Here is a 19,307-nt window from a genome sequence, read left to right as displayed (position 1 = left end):
CGGTTTTTTACTTTATGTCGAAGATAACCGGAATGGCAGTGTCGGCCTATTGCGGGTCGTGCTCCTCAGATGGGCTCTGCTCCTGGTGATCGCTCTGTAGCCAGTGCAGCAGTTGGCGAGCCACCTGCGGGCTGCCGAGCAGCGCCATGTGGCTGGTGCGATAGGCAATCATGGTACGGGCGGGGAGAAAGGCCAGCTGGTGGCGTGCCTCGTCATGCAGGCCAAGGGCACTGCGCAGGGGCACCAGACCATCGCCAATCAACCGATCTGCCAGCACGCTGCGTTTGGCCGCCGTGGTGGCCGCAATGGCAAAACAGCGCACTCCGCCGGGCAGGGGCAATGGCGCACGAGGATCGGCCAAGGGGGAAGAAGGAGGATTCCGGGCAGGGGATGAATCCATCACCTTGCCGTGGCGCAGATCCTTGATACCGACGCTGCGCAGCTGTGCCAGCCTGACGAACGGCTCGCTGTAGGCAGTCGCCGGCAGCAGTTGCTCCAGCCAGTGGCCGGCGGATTCGAGCGGTGCACCATGATGGGGCGTGCCAAGAAATAACAGGTTTTTAAGATGAGCCGGCCAGGCATGGGCGGCCAGGTCGGCGCTGTGACAGGCGCTGCGGATCACCAGCCCGCCCATGCTGTAGGCCAGCACGCTGATCTCGCCAAGACCGCCGGGCCAGTGGGTCGCCAGTTGTTCCAGCTGACGGGCCAGTGCTTGACCGTTCTGCACGATGGAGAGGCCCGAGTTGTAGCGCACATAGATGGGGACGTAACCCAGTGCCTTGGCCAGCATCTCCCCGTGATTGACCGGCGCATCCTGATGCCGGGTCTGCCACTGCAGATCGTTCATGCACAGCCCGTGCACCATCAGCAGCACCCGCCCGCGAGGGGGCAGTGGCGCCGGCAGGGTCTGCCAGCTCAGGGGCTTGCCGAGATAACGCAGGGTCATGGGGGTGGCCAGGGCATTGTGACTCTCGACCAGCTTGTCCCCCATCACGCCATTGAGGGTGGCGAGCAGGGCCGCGCGGCTGGGCGTGTCGGGAATTTGCTGCAAAGGCGGGGCTGGCGGCAGATGGGTAAGCAGGGCATGGATACCGGTGCCCAGCGCGCTGGCAGCGCCATATACCCCCTTGTAAACCAGTCCGGTGATCCCCGCCGTCTTTCCTTCCTCCCGCCCCTTGAAGCCCATGCCGCTCAATACCGCCTGATGGACGGCCTCGGTGAGCTGTATCGTCGCAGGCAGGGCCTGAATGAACAGCCGGGTCAGCTCGCGAATGTCCGCAAGCTGCCAGGAGGAGGCGGGTTGCGGTGCTGTTGGTTGCGTCATGAAAGCCCCTGTGAAGGTATCGCCGGCCTGCTCCCGCCCGGTAGCAGGGCGGCAGTATGACAACCAGCTTGCGCCGTTTACCCCGAGTTTGCCAGTGACGCGCCGGCGGTTCTTGGCGAGAAGGCTACCTAGTACGCTGCCCGGCGGGCAGGGCAATCCGCTGGCAGAGGCGCTTATGCATCTGATTGGACAGGGTCGGTGGCTGGAGCAGGAGGTATTGGTACTGGCCAGGGGATGGCAAGCATGGCCATTGAACGTGACTTGTGACTGATGTCGCCATAAAAAAACCGCCATCAGGCGGTTTTTTTATGCTGCCAGCCCTTATTTCAGGGCTTTCTTCAGCTTCTTGATCTTGCTCTCGTGCTTGGCAATTTTCTCAAGGCGGGCGGCAATCTTCTGCTTGATCTCTTTCTTGCTGACTTTGGCCATCTGGCGTGCTCCTTTTGCAGTAATGACACTTGCGGTGTCGGGGGTAGGTCAGTCCATGAAACGCCAGAGTGCCACAGGGTTGCTGATGACACCAACTTTTCGCTCAAAATAACGGCAGACAGCATGCCGGCGTAGGGCCTTGTGTCCCGACGGTCCGCGGCAAGAAGAGGGGGATGGCGGGCAATCGGCAGGCACAAAAAAAGCGCCCCGTGGGGCGCTCTTGCTAGCAGGGCTGAGGGCGATCAGGCCTTTTTCAGGTAGGCGGCGACCAGCACGATCTGCACACCGTTGACCTTGCCTTCGATGTGCAGCGGGTTGTTGGTGAGGCGGATGCCCTTCACCAGGGTGCCGCGCTTGGCGGTGAAGCCCGCGCCCTTGACGTCCAGATCCTTGATCAGGGTAACTGAGTCACCTTCGACCAATACGGCGCCGTTGGAGTCAATGGTGGGCACGCTGTCGTCATCGTCGCTGGCCATGCCCGCTTCGGCCCAGGCCTTGGTCTCTTCTTCCATGTACATCATGTCCAGCATGTCCTGGGCCCAGACCTCGCCTTGAGCGGAGAGGTTCTTCAACTGGCGCCACGCCATGACCTGTACCGCAGGTACCTGGTTCCACATGCTGTCGCCCAGGCAACGCCAGTGGTTGACCACTGTGGTCGCCGGCTGCTCCAGCTGGCCACGGCAGGTGTCGCACAGGGCAACGCTGTGATCATCATCGCTGGCCGGAGAGTGGGGGACCGCGAAGGCAGTCAGCGCCTGTTCGGCACCGCACAGTTCACACTTGGCGCCCGCGCGCGCTTGCAGGATGGCATTGATGGTCATGTTTTGGTTCCATTCACGTTGGTAAAATGGCCCGCGATGGGCAGGCCAAGATAATGAAGGGGCGGAATATACCACAAAACCCCGCTCTTTGTCAGGCTAAGCCCGGTCGCAGGCCCGCAGCCGGCCATCGGGGGCATCATCGGGGCCTGTTGGCGTAGGAGGATGGCAGAACAGCTGTGATAGCGCAGCATAGATGAGAGTGCTTTTTGACGCGGGATCGCTAGAATGAGCCTCCATTTTGACGGCAGAACAGGGGCATGCGTGCTGGCTCAACGTTTTCAACAACTGGATCGACTGCTGAGCGAAGCCCGGCACTGGTGGCAATACCAACCCTACCACCACCTGGACCTGGCCTTTGCCAAGGCAGCGCCTGCACTGGCTGAGCGCCTCAATGCCCTGTCGCTGGCCGAGATTGAGCGGCTCGATGGCGACATGCCTGCCCTGTGCGAGCTGCTGGCCCCCTGGATCCCGCAGGGGTCAGCGCTACATACCCTGAGTGCGCTGCCGACCCTGACAGCCGAGCCCATCCCGTGCGAGCGGACCGTGGCGATGTACATGCCGGGGCGCAAGCAGGCCCAGATTGAAGCCTTCACCGCTTGTCTGCCCGCGCACCGCGGTCCCTATCTGGAGTGGTGTGCGGGCAAGGGGCACCTGGGGCGGCTGGTCTCCCTGCACCGTCAAGCCGAGGTGCTGAGCCTGGAGCTGCAGGAGCCACTGTGCGAAGAGGGGCGCCAGCTGGCCGCTCGCGACGGTGCCCGGATGGCATTTGTCTGTGCCGATGCTTTCGCCGATGAGACCGCCCAGCTGATCGCCCCGGCCCATCACGCCATGGCGCTGCACGCCTGCGGCGAGCTGCATACCCATCTGATTGAACAGGTGGCGGCGCGCGGTGCCGAGGGGGTGACCCTCTCCCCCTGCTGTTATCACCTGATCCGCACCAGCCACTACCGCCCGCTCTCCGGCCCGGCCAAGGCCAGTGTGCTGCAGCTTGCCAAGAGCGATCTGAAGTTGCCGCTGCAGGAGACGGTCACCGGCGGCGCCCGCATCGCCCGCCTGCGTGAGCAGGAAGTGGCCTGGCGGCTGGCCTTTGATTGCCTGCAGCGCCAGGTGCGCGGGGTGGACGAGTATCTGCCGGTGCCCAACATGCAAAAGAGTCTGCTGACTGGCACCTTCGAGGATTTCTGTGACTGGGCCGCCGAGCGAAAGGGGATGGTGTTGCCGGCCGGCCTCGACTACGCCGGGTTTCTGGCAAAGGGGGAGGCGCGCTATGGCGATGTCGCCCGCATGGAGCTGGTGCGTCACCTGTTTCGTCGCCCGCTGGAACTCTGGCTGGTGCTGGATCGCGCCCTCTTCCTGCAAGAGCAGGGCTACCGGGTGGAGGTGGGCGAGTTTTGCGACAAGCCCATGACCCCCCGCAATATCCTGATCCGCGCGGTGCGAGCACGGCACGGATAAGTGGCGGGCCTCGTCGCGGCGGGGCCTGTTGCAGCGCTGTGCGGTTTGTCCTTTGGTGCTTCCCGTTGAGGCGATCGTGTCGTTGAAAGAGCGGCGTGACCGCTCTTTTCTCATTTTTCTTCGGTTTATTTTCATATAACCGAAAGGCTCGTCATCACGTCGCTTCACAATGCATTTTATGCTCGCCAACCGGCAGAGTGAATTGGCTCACAGTTCCGATAATATTCTTAATTTTCATCGTGAATTTAGTGGCCTGGGGGATTACTCTCGAGGCGACTCTTATCCCGACGTTATTCTGACACAAGGACTGTCTGTTATGTTCAAGCCTACACATTGTGCCTGGCTGGTTGCGGCTGCCTGCGCATTGCCAAGTTATGCCATGAATATTCAACCCGACCCGCAAAATGCCGGTGGATATGTCATTGCCGCCCCGGATCTGGCGGCGGTTGAAAAAACCAAGACGGCCAATCCCATGTACGGGATTTGGGCAAAGGCGTTGGCGACACGTTCCAATACCATTGTCGATGCCATCAAGCCAAGGGCGGCCAGTAATCCGGATAACGTCAAACGGGTCGAGCGGGTATTCACCGAGTCGGATTGGGATTATTTAACCCAGATGGCGGCGCCGGAATATACCTATGAGCGCTTCTTGCGGGCGGTCGGTAAATTCCCGGCTTTTTGCGGCGAATATACCGATGGCCGCGATGCCGATGCCATCTGCAAAAAATCCATCATCACCGCCTTTGCCCATTTCGCCCAGGAAACCGGCGGTCACATCGCCAAGGAGAATATCTCCGACAACCCGCTGGCGCTGGAGGAGTGGCAGCAGGCGCTGGTGCACGTGCGCGAGATGGGCTGGTCGGAGGGGCAGACCGGCTACACCACCGGCTGCGGCCAGAACGACTGGCAGAACAAGAAGTGGCCCTGCAGCACAGGCCAGGGTTATTTTGGCCGCGGTGCCAAGCAGCTCTCCTATCACTTCAACTACGGCGCCTTCTCCGAGGCGATGTTTGACGGCGATGCGTCCGTGTTGCTGAGCAACCCCGGGCTGGTGGCGGACTCCTGGCTCAACCTCGCCTCCGCCATCTGGTTCTTCCTGACCCCGCAGGCACCCAAACCCGCCATGCTGCACGTGATTGATCGCACCTGGGTGCCCTCCCAGCGCGAGATCGCCGCCGGTATCGGCTACGGCTTTGGTACCACCATCAACGTCATCAATGGCGGCATCGAGTGCGGCGAGCAGAACAAGAACAAGGGCCAGCCGGTCAACCGCATCCGCTACTGGGAAGGGCTCGCCGAGCACTATCAGATCCCCGTCAAGGCCGACGAGAAGAACACCTGCTGGCAGCAGACCCCCTATGGCAGCCTCAACCTCAACGGCGCCACCGACGTGCTCTACACCAACTGGGACGGCAACTGGAAATACTATCCGGATCGGCCCGGCGGCTACTCGTTCGAATGTGAGCTGGTGGGGTTCCAGACCGCCTACTCGGCACTGGTGCCGGGGGATTACGAGAAGTGCGTGACCAACTTCTACGGCTCCCACGCCAACTGGCCCAAGGTGCGGGTAGTGGCCAAACTGGATCCTGCGCCGGTTGATCCGACCGATCCCCCCGTGGGCGATGTGGCGGCCTGGAGTGCCAGCAAGGTCTATACGGCGGGCAACAAGGTGAGCTACAAGGGTGCCATCTATCAGGCCAAGTGGTGGACCCAGGGCAATGAACCGGGCAAGGGTGATCCCTGGGTGCTGGTGCCGGCGAAATAGCGTAAAGCGGCTGATGTCAATAAACTCGGCAATGGATAACACCTCTCTTGTCAAGTCGGGGGACATATTGTCCCCCTTTTTGATATTTGGCCTGTAAAAATAAAGTCAGTGTCTAATTGGGTGGGGTGGATGCGGCACTGGATGTTTATCAGCGTATAAGTATGTCTGGTGATGAAAATAGCTGGCGACAGTGATTTATCGTGATGATGGTCAGTTAGAAGTATCGATCTGGTGCTGTTTTTAATCTGGGCTGTGTGTCATCGGATAGTATTTATGAGGGCCGACATTGGTGACTGCCAGGTGTTATTGTGCTGCCTCCTTTTTTCGCCAGGTACCCATCGCCCGAATATTCATCTCTATGGAAGCAGGCATATCCAGCGGTTAAAAAGCATTGGCCGTTACCCCGCAATGAGGTATCACTGTGTCGATGAGTGAAAATCAGAGGAGACTTCATGTTCAATATTGCCATGCATTTTGAAATCCCGGTGACGGATATGGCGCGTGCCACGGCATTTTACCGCCGTGTGTTTGGCATCGAGTTTGAATTGACCCAGATTGATGGCAACGAGATGGCGCTGTTCCCGCTGACAGAAGGGGTGGAGGGTTGCTCCGGCGCCTTGGCCAAAGGGGAGAGCTATGTGCCCAGTATCGACGGCACGCGGATCTATCTCGCGGTCAGCGAGATTGAGCGGGTGATGGCGACGGCCCAGGCGGCCGGGGCCCGGCAGCTCTATCCGGTGACTCAGGTTGGGGAGGGCATCAAGGTGGCCGAGTTTCAGGACCTGGAAGGCAACCGGATTGCATTGCAGGAGCGTTGGCTACCGGCCTCGTGAGCCATCCCGCAGCCGGTTTTGTGATGAGGGCGGTGGCCGACGAGGGCGCAACATGGTACTCATCTGATCCGGCAGTGGCTGCAATGGCGCGGTCATGTCAGCGACGGCAAGCGACAACAAGACGCAAGGAGGCGTGATGAAGGGACATTGTCTGTGCGGCGGGATTGAAGTCTCGGCCGGCGATCACCAAGAGGTGGGGTTGTGTCACTGCAGCACCTGTCGGCGCTGGTCGGGCGGCCCCCTGTTTGCGGTGCACTGTGGCAAGGAGGTGCGCTTTCGCGGGCTTACCCCGGTGGCCTATCGCTCCTCGGAGTGGGCGGAGCGAGGATTTTGCCCCACCTGCGGTACCCATCTTTTCTATCACCTGTTGCCGACGGATGAGTACATAGTGCCGGCCGGCCTGTTTCAGAGCGAATCCTTCCAGCTGGCGAGCCAGATCTTCATCGACGAAAAGCCGGATTTCTACGAGCTGAAAAACGAGACACCGACCCTGACCGGTCAGCAGGTGTTCGAGCAGTTTGCGCCCAAGCCGTGAGAACGGGGCGAGGCAGCGCGAGCATCGGTCGCAATCAAAGGAACAGACAATGCAACTGGTGGTGATGCGCCATGGGCAAACCCCGGCCAATGCCGAGGAGCGCTATCAGGGAGCGCTGGATATCGGTCTGAGCGACACCGGGGTGGCCCAGATCAGCGCCCAGGCAAGGGCGCTGGCCTTGGCGCAGGCCCCGTTTCAGCGGCTGCTGAGTTCCCCCTTGCTGCGGGCACGGCAAAGTGCGGCCCTGGTGGCGGACGAGCTGGAGTTGCCGGTAATGCTCGCCCCCGCTTTTCGCGAGCGCCATGTCGGGGTGTTCGAGGGGCTGACCCAGCAAGAGGCGAGGGAGCGTTACCCTGCGCTGTGGGCACGCAACATCACCCGGCGCTGGGCCGAGGCGCCACCTGGCGGAGAATCGCTGGACGAAGTCATTGCCCGGGTCGGGCAGGGACTGGCGGAACTGGCGCAGAGCGGCCGTCAGGAACGGGTGTTGCTGGTGGCGCACGGCGTGGTGGCCAAGGTGATCCGGGCGCTGACCGTGGCGGGATTTGACGACTTCTTCGAGTGGCAGCTGGCCAACGGGGCCGTGCTGGAGGTGTCGCTGGGTTTCTTTGCCAGACCGGACCTTGTGAACATGGCGCCACGGCCTTGAATTGAGCCGGAAGCGCCAGGCCTGCTGAGTGGTTTCTCAGGCCTGGCGTGTATTGTCTGTCAGGGGGAATCTGGCAGTGCCTTCCTTGAGCAGTTGCGCCCCTGTTTCTTGGCCAGATAGAGGGCGGTATCGGCCCGGCGCACCATGCGTTCCACCGTATCCTGCGGGCCCAGGCTGGCACTGATGCCGATGCTGATGGTGAGCGGCACCTCGGTGCCTGCGCCCAGCTGATGCAGCTGCGACTCGACGGCGAGGCGGATCCGCTCCGCACTGGCCCAGGCCAGCTCCAGCGAGGTTTCCGGCAGCAGCAAGATGAACTCCTCGCCGCCCCAGCGGCCCAGCATGTCCACCTCCCGCAGTTGTTTGGCGACCCGTCTTACCAGGCTGAGAATGGCCTGATCCCCTTGCTGATGGCCATAGGTGTCGTTGATCTGCTTGAAGTGATCGATGTCGATCAACAGCAGGCTCATGGTGTGACCGAAGCGCTGGCAGCGCTGCATCTCCAGCTTGACCAGCTCGTCGAAGCGGCGCCGGTTGGCGATCCCGGTAAGGGGATCCGTGGTCGCCGCCACCTTGAGCTCCTCCACCAGCCGGGCCCGCTCCGAGATATCCCGCAGGATGGCGGTCATCTCGGTGGTCTGGCCCAGATTGATCTTGGCGATGGTCACCTCCAGCGGAAATTCGCTGCCGTCGCGGCGCAGCCCCATCACGGAGGCGCGGGCATGCATGGGGCGCGAGTTGATGGGGGAGTTGCTGAAGGCCTTGAAGTAGCCGTCGTGGTTGGCTCGAAAGCGCTGAGGCAGCAGGGTCTCCAGCCGTTTGCCGAGGTAGCTCTCGTCCACCCCGAACATCTCGCAGGCGGCGGTGTTGATAAGTTCGATACGCGACTCGCTGCTGACGCTGATGATGCCGTCGTAGGCGGAGTTGACCACCGCCTCGAAGCGCTTGCGGCTCATCTTGAGCGCCTCCTCCAGCTGCTTTTTGGCAGTGATGTCGATGGCGGTGACCATGATGCGGGTGATGCGTGACTGCTCGGGAATGATGGGGGAGATGACGAAACGCCACCAGCTGGTGCGCGACAGGGTGTCGATGGGCAGTTCGCTCTCGAGCCCCGTCTGCTGGCTCACGCACTCGTGCATCGGCTGCTCGATGCTGCCGGTGATGTAGCGGGGAAACATTTCGTTCAGGCGCTTGCCGATGCTGCCGAGCACGTCCAGTTCAAAGGCTTGGGCAAAGGTATCGTTGGCGGAGACCAGGGTAAAGCGATCGTCGTCGTCGAGGGAAAACACCGCAACGGCGGCACCGATGGCATCGAGAGACGACTTGATGTCGGCATGGGAACCCTGTGTGAACATGCAACCTCCATGGCGAATAACGTATTGATATTCAGTATAGTGCGGCCGTTTTTGATCCTTGTCCCGCAGGCAGAAGCAACGCCTTGCCACTGGATTGGCGGTGATGAGCCCCGCCAGATGGACTGGCTCGACGCCATCGACTGGGCTTTACTTGCTGGCATCCGCAAGCGAGCTGGCCGGCATGGCCAGTCATCCCACAGCAAACTGGCACGGAGCGCGTCATGAAGATCAGCATCGAGGCACATATCGAGCAGGAGATAGAGGCCGTCTGGTGGGCCTGGAACGATCCGGACTGCATCGCCAGATGGAATGCGGCCTCCAGCGACTGGCACACCACCGGTAGCCGGGTCGACTTGGTGGTGGGCGGGCGTTTCTGTCATCACATGGCCGCCAAGGATGGCAGCGCCGGTTTTGATTTCACCGGCACCTTTACCCGGGTGGAGGCGCCGACCCGCCTCTCGTTCGTGATGGATGACGGGCGCGAGGTGGATGTGCAGTTTGCGAGCGAACCGGGTGGCACCTGGGTGCAGGAAACCTTCGATGCCGAGACGAGCCACACCCCGGCCCAGCAGCAGGCGGGCTGGCAGGGGATCCTAAACAACTTCAAGCGTTATGTGGAGGCGGCAGGCTAGGGGAGGCGCCTGCGCCCATAAAAAAACCACCGCCAGGTCGCGGTGGTTTTTTTTATGCTGCTTTGCACGTGCGTCAGAGCATGCCAGAGGACGAGGGCTACTCCTCGATATCCAGCAGCACCAGGATGGCGCTGTCGCCGCCCCACTCGCGGGGGGCCTGATGGAACGCCTGCACGTTGGGGTGCTGGGCCAGCCAGCTTGGAATGCGCTGCTTGAGGATGTGTTTGCCGATGCCGTGCATCACGGAGGCGACGTGGATGTTCTCTTTTTGGCAGAGGGTCAGCAGGGCCGCCAGCTCCTGTTTGGCCTGCTGCTGGTTCATGCCGTGCAGGTCGAGGTAGATCTCGGGTGGATAGCTGCCGCGCTTGAGCTTTTTCAGCTCGAATTTTGACACATCTTCGCGCACGTAACGGGTCGGCCCATCGGCCTCGAGATGGGGTTGGTACTCATCGCTGAAATAGTGGTCAACCCCAAGCTTTTCGCGGCTCTCACGCAGTTCGCGTTTCTGCTTGACCGGGCGCAGGTCGGCCCTTATGGTATCTTGCTTGATTTTCCGGGTACCTTTTATCGCATCGCGGAACAGCTGGGTTTCCTCGTCTGTCGGTGAGGGCGTTTTTTTCATCAGGTACTCGTCTTGCTCGCTGTATAGAATTCTCGGGCCGGATATTACTCGACTTGGAGGTGGATTTGGACAAGATATTTATCGATGAGGTGGTTGCCGAGATGCACACCATCCAGGACATGTTGCGCTGGGCCATGAGTCGTTTCAACGACGCCGGGATCTTCTACGGACATGGTACCGACAACGCCTGGGATGAAGCCGTGCAGCTGGTACTGCCCGCGCTACATCTGCCGCCGGACGTGGATCCGGGCATGCGCCACTCCCGTCTGACCACCAGCGAACGGCACCGCATCGCCGAGCTCATCATCCGCCGCGTGCAGGAGCGGGTACCGGCCGCCTACCTGACCAACAAGGCCTGGTATGCCGGTTGGGAGTTCTACGTGGACGAGCGGGTGCTCATTCCCCGTTCCCCCATCGCCGAGATGGTGGCCAACCGCTTCGCTCCCTTCCTCAAGCATGAACCGACCCGGATCATGGACCTGTGCACCGGCTCCGGCTGCATCGCCATCATCATGGCCCACGAGTTCCCACAAGCCGAAGTGGATGCCATCGACATCAGCGTCGATGCCCTCAACGTGGCCGAGCGCAACATCAACGATCACGGGCTGGAGCAGCAGGTCATTCCGATCCGCTCCGATCTGTTCCGCGATCTGCCGGTCGGCGACAAGTACGATCTCATCGTCTCCAACCCGCCCTACGTGGATTCCGAAGACATGTCGGATCTGCCGGACGAGTTTCGTCACGAACCCGAGCTGGCGCTGGCCTCCGGCTCCGACGGCCTCAAGCTCACCAAACGCCTGCTGGCCAATGCCGCCGACTTCCTCAAAGAGGATGGCGTGCTGGTGGTCGAGGTGGGCAACAGCATGATCCATCTGGAAGCCCAGTTCCCGGACGTGCCCTTTACCTGGGTCGAGTTCGAGAACGGCGGTCACGGCGTGTTCGTGATGAGCCGTGCCGATCTGGTGCAATACCAGGACCATTTCGCGATTTACAAGAGCTAAGCAGGAGCACTCATGGCAGGGAACAGTTTCGGCCAACTCTTTCGTGTGACGACCTTCGGCGAGAGTCACGGCCTGGCGCTGGGCGCCGTGGTCGACGGCTGCCCGCCGGGACTGGAGATCAGCGAAGCGGATCTGCAGGGGGATCTGGACCGGCGCAAGCCCGGCACCTCCCGCTACACCACGCCGCGCCGCGAGCCGGACGAGGTGAAGATCCTCTCCGGGGTGTTCGAGGGCAAGACCACCGGCACCTCCATCGGGCTCTTGATCGAGAACACCGATCAGCGCTCCAAGGACTACTCCGACATCAAGGACTTGTTCCGTCCGGGCCACGCCGATTACACCTATCACCAGAAGTACGGCCAGCGCGACTATCGCGGCGGCGGTCGCTCCTCCGCCCGTGAAACCGCGATGCGGGTGGCGGCGGGGGCCATTGCCAAGAAGTACCTGAAACAGGTGCACGGCATCGAGATCACCGGTTTCCTCTCCCAGCTCGGCCCCATCAAGGCAGAAGCCTTCGACGCGGCGCAGATCGAGCAGAATCCCTTCTTCTTCCCCGATGCGGGCAAACTGGAAGCGCTCGATCAATACATGCGCGACCTGAAAAAAGAGGGCAACAGTATCGGTGCCAAGGTGCAGGTCATCGCCAGCAATGTGCCGGTGGGCCTCGGTGAGCCGGTGTTCGACCGGCTCGACGCCGACATCGCCCACGCCATGATGGGCATCAATGCGGTGAAAGGGGTGGAGATCGGTGACGGGTTTGCGGTGGTGGAGCAAAAAGGCTCCGAGCACCGCGACGAGATGACCCCGGCCGGCTTTGCCAGCAACCATGCGGGCGGCATTCTGGGCGGCATCTCGTCGGGTCAGGACATCGTGGTGAGCTTAGGCTTAAAGCCCACCTCCAGCATCACGGTACCGGGCAAGACAATCACCACCGAGGGTGAGGCCACCGAGATGATCACCAAGGGGCGCCACGATCCTTGCGTCGGCATCCGTGCCGTGCCCATCGCCGAGGCGATGCTGGCACTGGTGCTGATGGATCACCTGCTGCGCCACCGTGCCCAGAATCAGGGCGTGCTGACCCATACCCCGCAACTGCGCTGATCGGCCTGCTCACCGCTCGGCTGATCGCGTGGTGCAGCCACAGACACAGTCAAAAGGCGACCTCCGGGTCGCCTTTTTCATGGGTATTCATCGCGCTGGATCACTGGCCGGGGGCCACCTGCTCAGCCGCCGGGTTGTCGAGCCGGCAGGGGGGCGGTGCCACGTCACGGCCGGGTGGGGGCAGGCCGGCAATCACCTCATTGACCCGGGCGAGCTGCGCATCGGTGACGGCCGAGCTGGCAAACATCAGGCTGACCGGCTGGTGATGGAGCAGCAACTGACAGCGGATAAAGCCGTCGGCCCCCAGCTGTTGCAGCCGGTAGCGGGCGTATTGCCACTCCATGATGACGCCGTCCAGCCGACGGGCCAGCAGCAGATCGACCAGTCGGTCATCTGCGTTGTATTCGCTCGCGTTCTTGAGGGCGGGACACGCTTCCATCAGCTGGATGGGGCGGGTGCCGCGCAGCTTGCCAAGGCGCAGCTGGCTTTGCTGGCAAAGCTGTGACAGGTCTGACACCGCCAGCCAGGGATCACGCTGGCCCGGGATGGGGTTGTTGCTCAGCAGCACGAAGGTACTGCGCCGATAGGGCACCGAGAAGCGGGCAAAGGCGCGCCGCTCCGGCGTATCGAGCGCCCCCATGGCCACGTCCAGCTGCTGCTGCTCGAGCAGATGGATGGCCCTGGCCCAGGGCAGGTTGCGAAAGTGGGATTCCAGCCCCGCCTGACTCAGGATCTGGCGGGTCAGGGTGACGTCCAGTCCATCCAGCGTCCCCTGGGGATTGATGTAACTGAACGGTGGCCAGTGGCTCCAGGCCACTGACAACCTGGGCTTGGCCTGCAGCGGCAGAGAGAGCCCAATCGCCAGCAGGGAGAGCAAGAGCCAGCCAGGGGTGGCCGACAGAAGATGAACACGCATGAACCTGAACCTCCTTGTACAGGACGGATGCGGCGGTATCGCCGTTATCTGGCATCAAGCATAGCCTGATTCGAATGAGTTCTTGAGCGGCTTTTCCGGGCGGGACGGTGACCTGCTTTTGGCAAACATGCTGGGAGGAACGTCACATTTTTCTCGTTTCTCCTCAATAACTCCGTTAGACTGCGCCCCTATTCTTTCCCCTTTGCTCTGCTCCCCGGGGAAATCGTTGTGTTCTCAACAGGCCCGAGTCTGGCGAGATGGCATCGGCTCAGCAGAGGAGCCCCATCCCGGATTGTCGGCGCCCCTATCCCTAGCAGGTAACTATGAGTTTTACTTCCCTCGGTCTGGCCGAACCCTTGTTGCGTGCCGTTGCCGAGCAAGGCTACGACACCCCGTCTCCCATTCAGCAACAAGCGATCCCGGCGGTACTGGCTGGCCGTGATCTGATGGCCGCCGCCCAGACCGGGACCGGCAAGACCGCAGGTTTTACCCTGCCGATGCTGCAGCGTCTGACTGAAAGCAAGCGCAAGGTCTCCCCGAATCGCATCCGTGCCCTGGTGCTGACCCCGACTCGCGAGCTGGCCGCCCAGGTGGGCGAGAGCGTGCGCAACTACGGCAAACACCTGCCGATCCGCAGCCACGTGGTATTTGGCGGCGTGAGCATCAACCCGCAGATGATGGCCACCCGCCGTGGTCTGGACGTGCTGGTGGCCTGCCCGGGCCGCCTGATGGATCTGTACAACCAGAACGCCGTCAAGTTCGACGAAGTGGAAATCCTGGTGCTGGACGAAGCGGATCGCATGCTCGACATGGGCTTTATCCGCGACATCCGCCGCATCCTGGCCCTGCTGCCGAAGAAGCGCCAGAATCTGCTGTTCTCCGCCACCTTCGCCGACGAGATCCGCGAGCTGGCCACCGGCCTGCTGGACAACCCGGCGGTGATCGAAGTGACCCCGCGCAACAGCACCGCCGAGCGTATCGAGCAGCTGGTACACCCCTGTGACAAGGCCAACAAGATTGCCCTGCTGAGCCACCTGGTCACCAGCAACAACTGGCAGCAGGTGCTGGTGTTCACCCGTACCAAGCACATGGCCAACCGCGTTGCCGAGACCCTCGACAAGAACGGCGTCAGCGCCGCCGCCATCCACGGCAACAAGAGCCAGGGTGCCCGTACCCGCGCCCTGGCCGGTTTCAAGGATGGCAGCGTCAAGGTGCTGGTGGCGACCGACATCGCCGCCCGTGGCCTGGACATCGACAAGTTGCCGCAGGTAGTCAACTTCGAGCTGCCGAACGTGGCGGAAGATTACGTGCACCGTATCGGCCGTACCGGCCGTGCTGGCGCCGCCGGTCACGCCATCTCCCTGGTTGCTGCCGATGAAGGCAAGCTCATCAAGGCCATCGAGCGGCTGACCAAGCAGAACATTCCGTGCGAGCAGGTGGCCGGTTTTGAAGCCTCCCGCGAGACCCTCGACAACATCGCCCGTGGCATCGGCGCGCCGCTGCGCAAAGAGCCGCGCGATCCGAGCGAGCAGCGCCGTGCGCCGCGCCCGCAAGGTCAAGGCCAGCGTCAGGGTGCCGGTCGCTCTGCCAACGGTGGCAATGGCGGCGGTAACCGCTCCGGCAACGCTGGCAAGCCCAAACCCCAGGGCGGTCAGCGTCCGGAAGGCGGCGCCGGCAAACCGGCTCAGGCTCGTCGTCCCCGTCGCGCTACCCACAACCAGTAAGCGGCCTGGGAGCCTGCTCCCTCGCTCGGTTGATGTAAAAAGCCCCGCCAATCTGGCGGGGCTTTTCTATATCCGGGAATCGGCCGAGTGAGGCGGGCAGTGCCCGTCACTCGCCATAGAGGGTGATCTGCAGCACGTTGGCGATGGCGCTGCCGTTCCAGTGGTACTCCAGATGGCGGGGCTGATGAACGCGGCTGACCAGGCGCGGGCGATAGAGCAGGTAGCAGTTGTGGCCGCTGTGGCGCACCGAGCGATAACAGATACCGTCCACATCCAGGGCTTTCTGCTCGCGAGCGAAGGCCTGGGAATACCCGTAGTCGGTCGCATGGTAGAGCGGTGTGGCGAGAAAGGCCTCGCCGGTAATGTCAACCAGGCTGGCGCTGAACTCGGCATGGATCACCCGCATCTGCACCTTCTGGGCGGGTTCACGGGTGTAGCCGAAGACGCGCTCCTGGTGGTAGACCGTCTCCTTGATGGCGGTGTCGAGGCTGGGAGCGCAGTAATAACCGCCAACATCGCCGGTGGTGAAGCGGGCCCCCCCCGGATTGAGGTGGGTGAAGGCGGCCATCACATGGCTGCCGCCGGGCAAGCCCACCAGCCAGTCCGCTTTCGGTACCCGCGTCAGCTCGCCGGCCTCTTCCCTCAGCCTGTCGTTGGTCAATGCCTCGATGGCCCAGACCGCCTCCAGCTCGTCGGCGTTGGCCACATCCTCATAGAGGCAGATGGTGGGGTAGCGGCTCGGGATGATCCGGTAGGCGGACTCGTCCTTGAATGCACGCTGCGGGGGAGTCTGCATCAGGCCATGCCTCCGCGCCAGGCGTGCAGGCGGGTAGCGACCTCATAGAGATCGGCCACGCGGCCACCTTGCATCACCTCCATGGCGCTGCGGCCGGCGAAGAAGGGGTGGCTGTTGGACTTGCGTACCCAGCCATAGATGCTCTCGTCCGCGCTGAACAACACCCGCAGGCTCTTGTGAATGTTGAGCAGGTAGCTCATTCGCTCCTGTAGATCCGCACTCAGTCTGATCCCGCCGTGGGACTCTTTGTACTTGTTCAAGGTTGAACGCGAAGATATACCGAGCAGTCGCAACTGTTCATCTGTGTTGCACTGCCATTTGTCGAGGATGCGAAACACCACCGGCAGCGCCTTGCTGGGATCAACGGCGCCATCTTGCCGTTGAAGGTGTGCGGTTGCGACCATGTCAGGCTCCTTGCTGAATTGAGCGTGTGTTCTGTTGCCAAGAAGGCGATCTGTTATCAGTGTACAAGAATTGTTCATATATATACAGAGTGTCGATACATGGTGCATATATGAACGTTTGATGCATCAGGGAGATGATCACCGTGCTGGCGGACCTCTTTATATCGATGGCATATACCGATGGTATAGAAAAAGCCCCGCCAACTGGGTTGGCGGGGCTTTTGCTTTTTTGCTATCGGGGCATGCAATACCGGCTCTGGCTTAGAGCGCGGGCAGCAGTCCCATGCTGACGCTTATCTGCACCCCGACGATCAGCACCCCCATGGCACCGGCAAGGCCCAGAGCCAGCACGCCGCCCGGGGCGCGGTAGTGGTGCGCCTCGGCCTGCTTGCGGCTCTGCCACACCAGGGCCACCGGCAGCAGCACCGCCAGCACCGCCAGCGCGATGGCGGCGTAGCCGAGCGCCATGATGAAGCCCTGCGGGAAGTAGAGGGCAAACAGCAGGGGCGGCACAAAGGTGATGAGGCCGGTCTGGGTGCGGCCCTGCCAGTTGTCCTTGCGACGAGTCACCTTGGCCATGAAGTCGAACAGTCCCAGCGTCACCCCGAGGAAGGAGGTGGCCAGCGCCAGATCGGCGAACAGGTGCATCGCCTGGTTGAAGGCGGGCCAGCTCACCAGATTGCCGACGTTGGCCAGCAGGCTGTCCAGCGCCCCGCCGGTCTGGATCAGGGATTGCTGACCGAGCAGCCCCAGGATGGCGATTTGCCACAGCACGTAGAGGATGAGCGGCAGGGCGGAGCCCCACACGAAGACCCGACGCAGCTGCTTGGGGCAGTCCCCCAGGTAGAGCATCACGCTCGGGATGGAGCCGTGAAAACCGAACGAGGTGAAGATGACCGGCAGGCCCGCCAGCAACAAGCCCTGACCGAGCGGCATGGAGAGCAGGTGCTGCCCCTCTGCGCGCGGCAGCAGCAGCCCGAGGACGGCCACCATGATCACCAGCTTGACGGTGAACATCAGTCGGTTGAGGTAATCCACCTGTTTGGTGCCGACGCAGACCATGCCGCCAAACAGCAGGGTAAAGGCCCAGGCCGCCTGCTCCTGGCTGAGGGGCAGGCCGGCATCGGCCAGTGCCTGGGCCAGCAGGCTGCTGCCGCCGCTGATGTAGGCGGAGGCCAGCGAGTAGAACAGCATCAGGATGCAGAAGGAGGCAATGCGCTTGCCCCAGGGGCCGAGCAGGTGATCCGCCAGCTGGTGCAGGTACCACTTGCCAGTGTTGAGGCTGGCTTCCACCTGCAGCATGGCGGTAAAGGCCATCAGGCCCCACAGGCCGATCATCAGCAGCAGGGTGGCGGGCCCGCCAAGGGAGGAGGAGGCCAGCGGCAGGGCCAGCATGCCGGCGCCTATGGTGGTGCCGGCAATCAACAGGGTACATCCCAGGGTTTTGGTATTCATGGTGTCCATCCGAATCGAGAAACTGCGCCGTGCGCAGCAGGCATATGAGGTGTTGGCAAGGCGCCTCCGGGGTCGAGACCGGAGGCTAGCAATATCGGAGTTAACCCATCGTTACGAAAAACCCGCTGGTTGTAAAAGATGGTTGCCAACTTAGCGAATTAAAATGTTGGATACAAGCGTGTAAAGGCGGATTTTGTACTGAGTGGGCAGAATAAGTGGAAATAAAAAATGACAGGAGTGCGCTTTGACTGGTGAAAAAACGCGCCGCTGCGAACCAGGTCGCAGCGGCGCGTGATGCAGAGAGGATTAACGGCGGCGCTTGAGGGTACGGCTCACATAGTGCAGCCCGCACTGATATTCACCGCCAATCGCCTTGAGGGCCAGCTCCAGCGCCTGGCTGGCGAGGGCATCGTGCTGCTGGGGCAGGGAGTTGATGCCGAAGGGGAGAAAATCGAGCAGGCGATCGTCGCCGAAGGTGGCCATGGCCAGCCGGCTCATGTCGGTCTCCTGTTCCAGCAGATAGTCGAGCACCCCCTCCATCAGGATGTAGGAGGTGGCTACCAGTGCCTGGGGCAGCTGGCCGAGCTGTTGATGCAGCGTCTTGATCAGGCGGTAGCCCTCGGCGCGGGAGAAGTGGGCCCCTTCACACAGATGGCAAGCCGTGCTGTGGCTGGCGACGGCCTGCTCGAAGCCTGCCTTGCGTTCCCGACTGATCGTGAGCGCCGGCAGCGCGGTGATCAGGGCGATGTGCTTGATTGCCGGCGAGAGCAGGGAGGCGGTGAGATCGCAGCTTGCCTTCTGGTTTTCGCTGGCCACGGTGACGAACTTGTCGGCCGCCATGGCCCGGTCGATGGCGAGCACCTGGATGCCACGCGTCTGCAGGCCGAGGTAGAAGGGGTCTTCGGGTGGCAGGCAGCTGGCCACCAGCAGCGCATCCACGTGGCGGCTGGCCAGCATCTCGGCCAGTTCTTTCTCGGTGGCGGGGTCATCTTCCGAGCAGACGATCAGCAGCTGATAGCCCTGTACCCGCGCCCCTTGCTCCAGCCGTTTGGCGAGCTTGGCGTAACTGGCGTTCTCCAGGTCGGGCAGGATGAAGCCCAGGGTCTTGGTCTGGCCACCACGCAGGGAGGCGGCGCGGCTGTCCGGCTGGTAGTTGTGGGCGGTGACCACCGCCATCACCTTGTCGCGGGTGGCCTGGCTGATGCGGTATTGGTCGGCCTTGCCATTGATCACATAGCTGGCCGTGGTGCGCGAGACACCGGCGAGGGCGGCGATTTCATCCAGTTTCATCATGTTGGCTCTGTTTGAGTTGCAAGGCCCACGGGCACTGCCTGGTGAGGGCACCGAAAAGTGTGCGCGGGATCATATCATTGAAAAGCACTCTTTGTGGGTACTTGATCAATTCGCTGAAACGATTCAGTCTGAGTGTAAGTGAAACGATTCAGCTTGTCAGCAGACAATCGATGGCCGGGCATAAAAACCGGGTATGA

At 62.0% G+C, this 19,307-nt stretch carries 17 protein-coding genes and 1 pseudogene; 9 read left to right on the top strand and 9 right to left on the bottom strand.

Annotation, left to right across the window (positions count from 1 at the left end):
* Window positions 1-46: 46 nt before the first annotated feature.
* The gene (locus tag C2U40_RS10670) at window positions 47-1,324 is read right to left on the bottom strand and encodes a lipase family alpha/beta hydrolase (protein ID WP_103826836.1); all 1,278 of its coding nucleotides are present in this window, start codon (window positions 1,322-1,324) and stop codon (window positions 47-49) included.
* Between the two features lie 671 nt (window positions 1,325-1,995).
* Window positions 1,996-2,574, bottom strand: coding sequence for a PhnA domain-containing protein (locus tag C2U40_RS10655; RefSeq protein ID WP_181014692.1), 579 nt, complete (start codon window positions 2,572-2,574; stop codon window positions 1,996-1,998).
* A 225-nt stretch (window positions 2,575-2,799) separates the two neighbouring features.
* On the opposite strand from C2U40_RS10655, the gene C2U40_RS10650 reads away from it, so the two are divergent.
* The 5 genes and pseudogenes from C2U40_RS10650 (at window position 2,800) to C2U40_RS10630 (ending at window position 7,816) form a co-directional block, all read left to right on the top strand.
* Window positions 2,800-4,029: a methyltransferase gene (locus C2U40_RS10650; RefSeq protein ID WP_103826839.1), complete on the top strand. Its 1,230-nt coding sequence runs from the start codon at window positions 2,800-2,802 to the stop codon at window positions 4,027-4,029.
* Window positions 4,030-4,345: 316 nt separating this feature from the next.
* Entirely contained in the window at window positions 4,346-5,794 is a 1,449-nt protein-coding gene (locus C2U40_RS10645) for a chitinase (RefSeq protein WP_103826840.1), read from the top strand.
* Window positions 5,795-6,246: 452 nt separating this feature from the next.
* Complete coding sequence (locus C2U40_RS10640; protein WP_103826841.1) at window positions 6,247-6,627, top strand: VOC family protein; 381 nt, start codon at window positions 6,247-6,249, stop codon at window positions 6,625-6,627.
* 136 nt (window positions 6,628-6,763) lie between these two features.
* Entirely contained in the window at window positions 6,764-7,162 is a 399-nt protein-coding gene (locus tag C2U40_RS10635; protein WP_039215002.1) for a GFA family protein, read from the top strand.
* A 49-nt stretch (window positions 7,163-7,211) separates the two neighbouring features.
* Window positions 7,212-7,816: pseudogene (locus C2U40_RS10630) on the top strand (histidine phosphatase family protein).
* Window positions 7,817-7,870: 54 nt separating this feature from the next.
* Here the strand turns inward: C2U40_RS10630 and C2U40_RS10625 are convergent.
* A complete protein-coding gene (locus tag C2U40_RS10625) occupies window positions 7,871-9,166 on the bottom strand; it encodes a sensor domain-containing diguanylate cyclase (RefSeq protein WP_103826843.1) in 1,296 nt (431 codons plus the stop codon).
* A 221-nt stretch (window positions 9,167-9,387) separates the two neighbouring features.
* Here C2U40_RS10625 and C2U40_RS10620 point away from each other — a divergent pair, with 221 nt between their 5' ends.
* Entirely contained in the window at window positions 9,388-9,798 is a 411-nt protein-coding gene (locus tag C2U40_RS10620) for an SRPBCC family protein (RefSeq protein ID WP_103826844.1), read from the top strand.
* A 97-nt stretch (window positions 9,799-9,895) separates the two neighbouring features.
* Here C2U40_RS10620 and smrB read toward each other — a convergent pair whose 3' ends face one another.
* Window positions 9,896-10,420 carry an endonuclease SmrB gene (gene smrB, locus C2U40_RS10615; RefSeq protein ID WP_011706199.1) on the bottom strand — a complete coding sequence of 175 codons (525 nt, stop codon included), beginning with the start codon at window positions 10,418-10,420 and terminating at the stop codon, window positions 9,896-9,898.
* Between the two features lie 65 nt (window positions 10,421-10,485).
* Between smrB and prmB the strand changes: the two genes are divergently transcribed.
* Window positions 10,486-11,421 (top strand): 50S ribosomal protein L3 N(5)-glutamine methyltransferase, encoded by a 936-nt coding sequence (prmB, locus tag C2U40_RS10610; RefSeq protein WP_103826897.1) that lies wholly within the window; start codon window positions 10,486-10,488, stop codon window positions 11,419-11,421.
* A gap of 12 nt (window positions 11,422-11,433) precedes the next feature.
* The gene (gene aroC / locus C2U40_RS10605) at window positions 11,434-12,522 is read left to right on the top strand and encodes a chorismate synthase (RefSeq protein WP_016350634.1); all 1,089 of its coding nucleotides are present in this window, start codon (window positions 11,434-11,436) and stop codon (window positions 12,520-12,522) included.
* A gap of 100 nt (window positions 12,523-12,622) precedes the next feature.
* Here the strand turns inward: aroC and C2U40_RS10600 are convergent, their stop codons facing one another.
* Window positions 12,623-13,438, bottom strand: a complete 816-nt coding sequence (locus tag C2U40_RS10600) for a substrate-binding periplasmic protein (RefSeq protein ID WP_103826845.1) — start codon at window positions 13,436-13,438, stop codon at window positions 12,623-12,625.
* A 323-nt stretch (window positions 13,439-13,761) separates the two neighbouring features.
* On the opposite strand from C2U40_RS10600, the gene C2U40_RS10595 reads away from it, so the two are divergent.
* Complete coding sequence (locus C2U40_RS10595) at window positions 13,762-15,162, top strand: DEAD/DEAH box helicase (RefSeq protein WP_103826846.1); 1,401 nt, start codon at window positions 13,762-13,764, stop codon at window positions 15,160-15,162.
* 106 nt (window positions 15,163-15,268) lie between these two features.
* On the opposite strand, the gene C2U40_RS10590 is transcribed toward C2U40_RS10595, so the two are convergent.
* From C2U40_RS10590 to cra, 4 genes are all read right to left on the bottom strand, one after another.
* Window positions 15,269-15,958, bottom strand: a complete 690-nt coding sequence (locus C2U40_RS10590; protein WP_103826847.1) for an RES family NAD+ phosphorylase — start codon at window positions 15,956-15,958, stop codon at window positions 15,269-15,271.
* Entirely contained in the window at window positions 15,958-16,362 is a 405-nt protein-coding gene (locus C2U40_RS10585) for an antitoxin Xre-like helix-turn-helix domain-containing protein (protein WP_103826848.1), read from the bottom strand. The genes C2U40_RS10590 and C2U40_RS10585 overlap by 1 nt, the downstream gene beginning before the upstream one ends.
* Window positions 16,363-16,623: 261 nt before the next feature.
* The gene (locus C2U40_RS10580; protein ID WP_043163732.1) at window positions 16,624-17,817 is read right to left on the bottom strand and encodes an aromatic amino acid transport family protein; all 1,194 of its coding nucleotides are present in this window, start codon (window positions 17,815-17,817) and stop codon (window positions 16,624-16,626) included.
* Window positions 17,818-18,123: 306 nt separating this feature from the next.
* Window positions 18,124-19,110, bottom strand: coding sequence for a catabolite repressor/activator (cra, locus tag C2U40_RS10575; protein WP_017410145.1), 987 nt, complete (start codon window positions 19,108-19,110; stop codon window positions 18,124-18,126).
* Window positions 19,111-19,307 lie beyond the last annotated feature (197 nt).

Source organism: Aeromonas sp. ASNIH4, assembly GCF_002934425.1.
Classification (GTDB): domain Bacteria; phylum Pseudomonadota; class Gammaproteobacteria; order Enterobacterales; family Aeromonadaceae; genus Aeromonas; species Aeromonas hydrophila.
The sequence above is the reverse complement of the archived record's forward strand: the minus strand, read 5'-3'. Positions and strand labels throughout refer to the sequence as shown.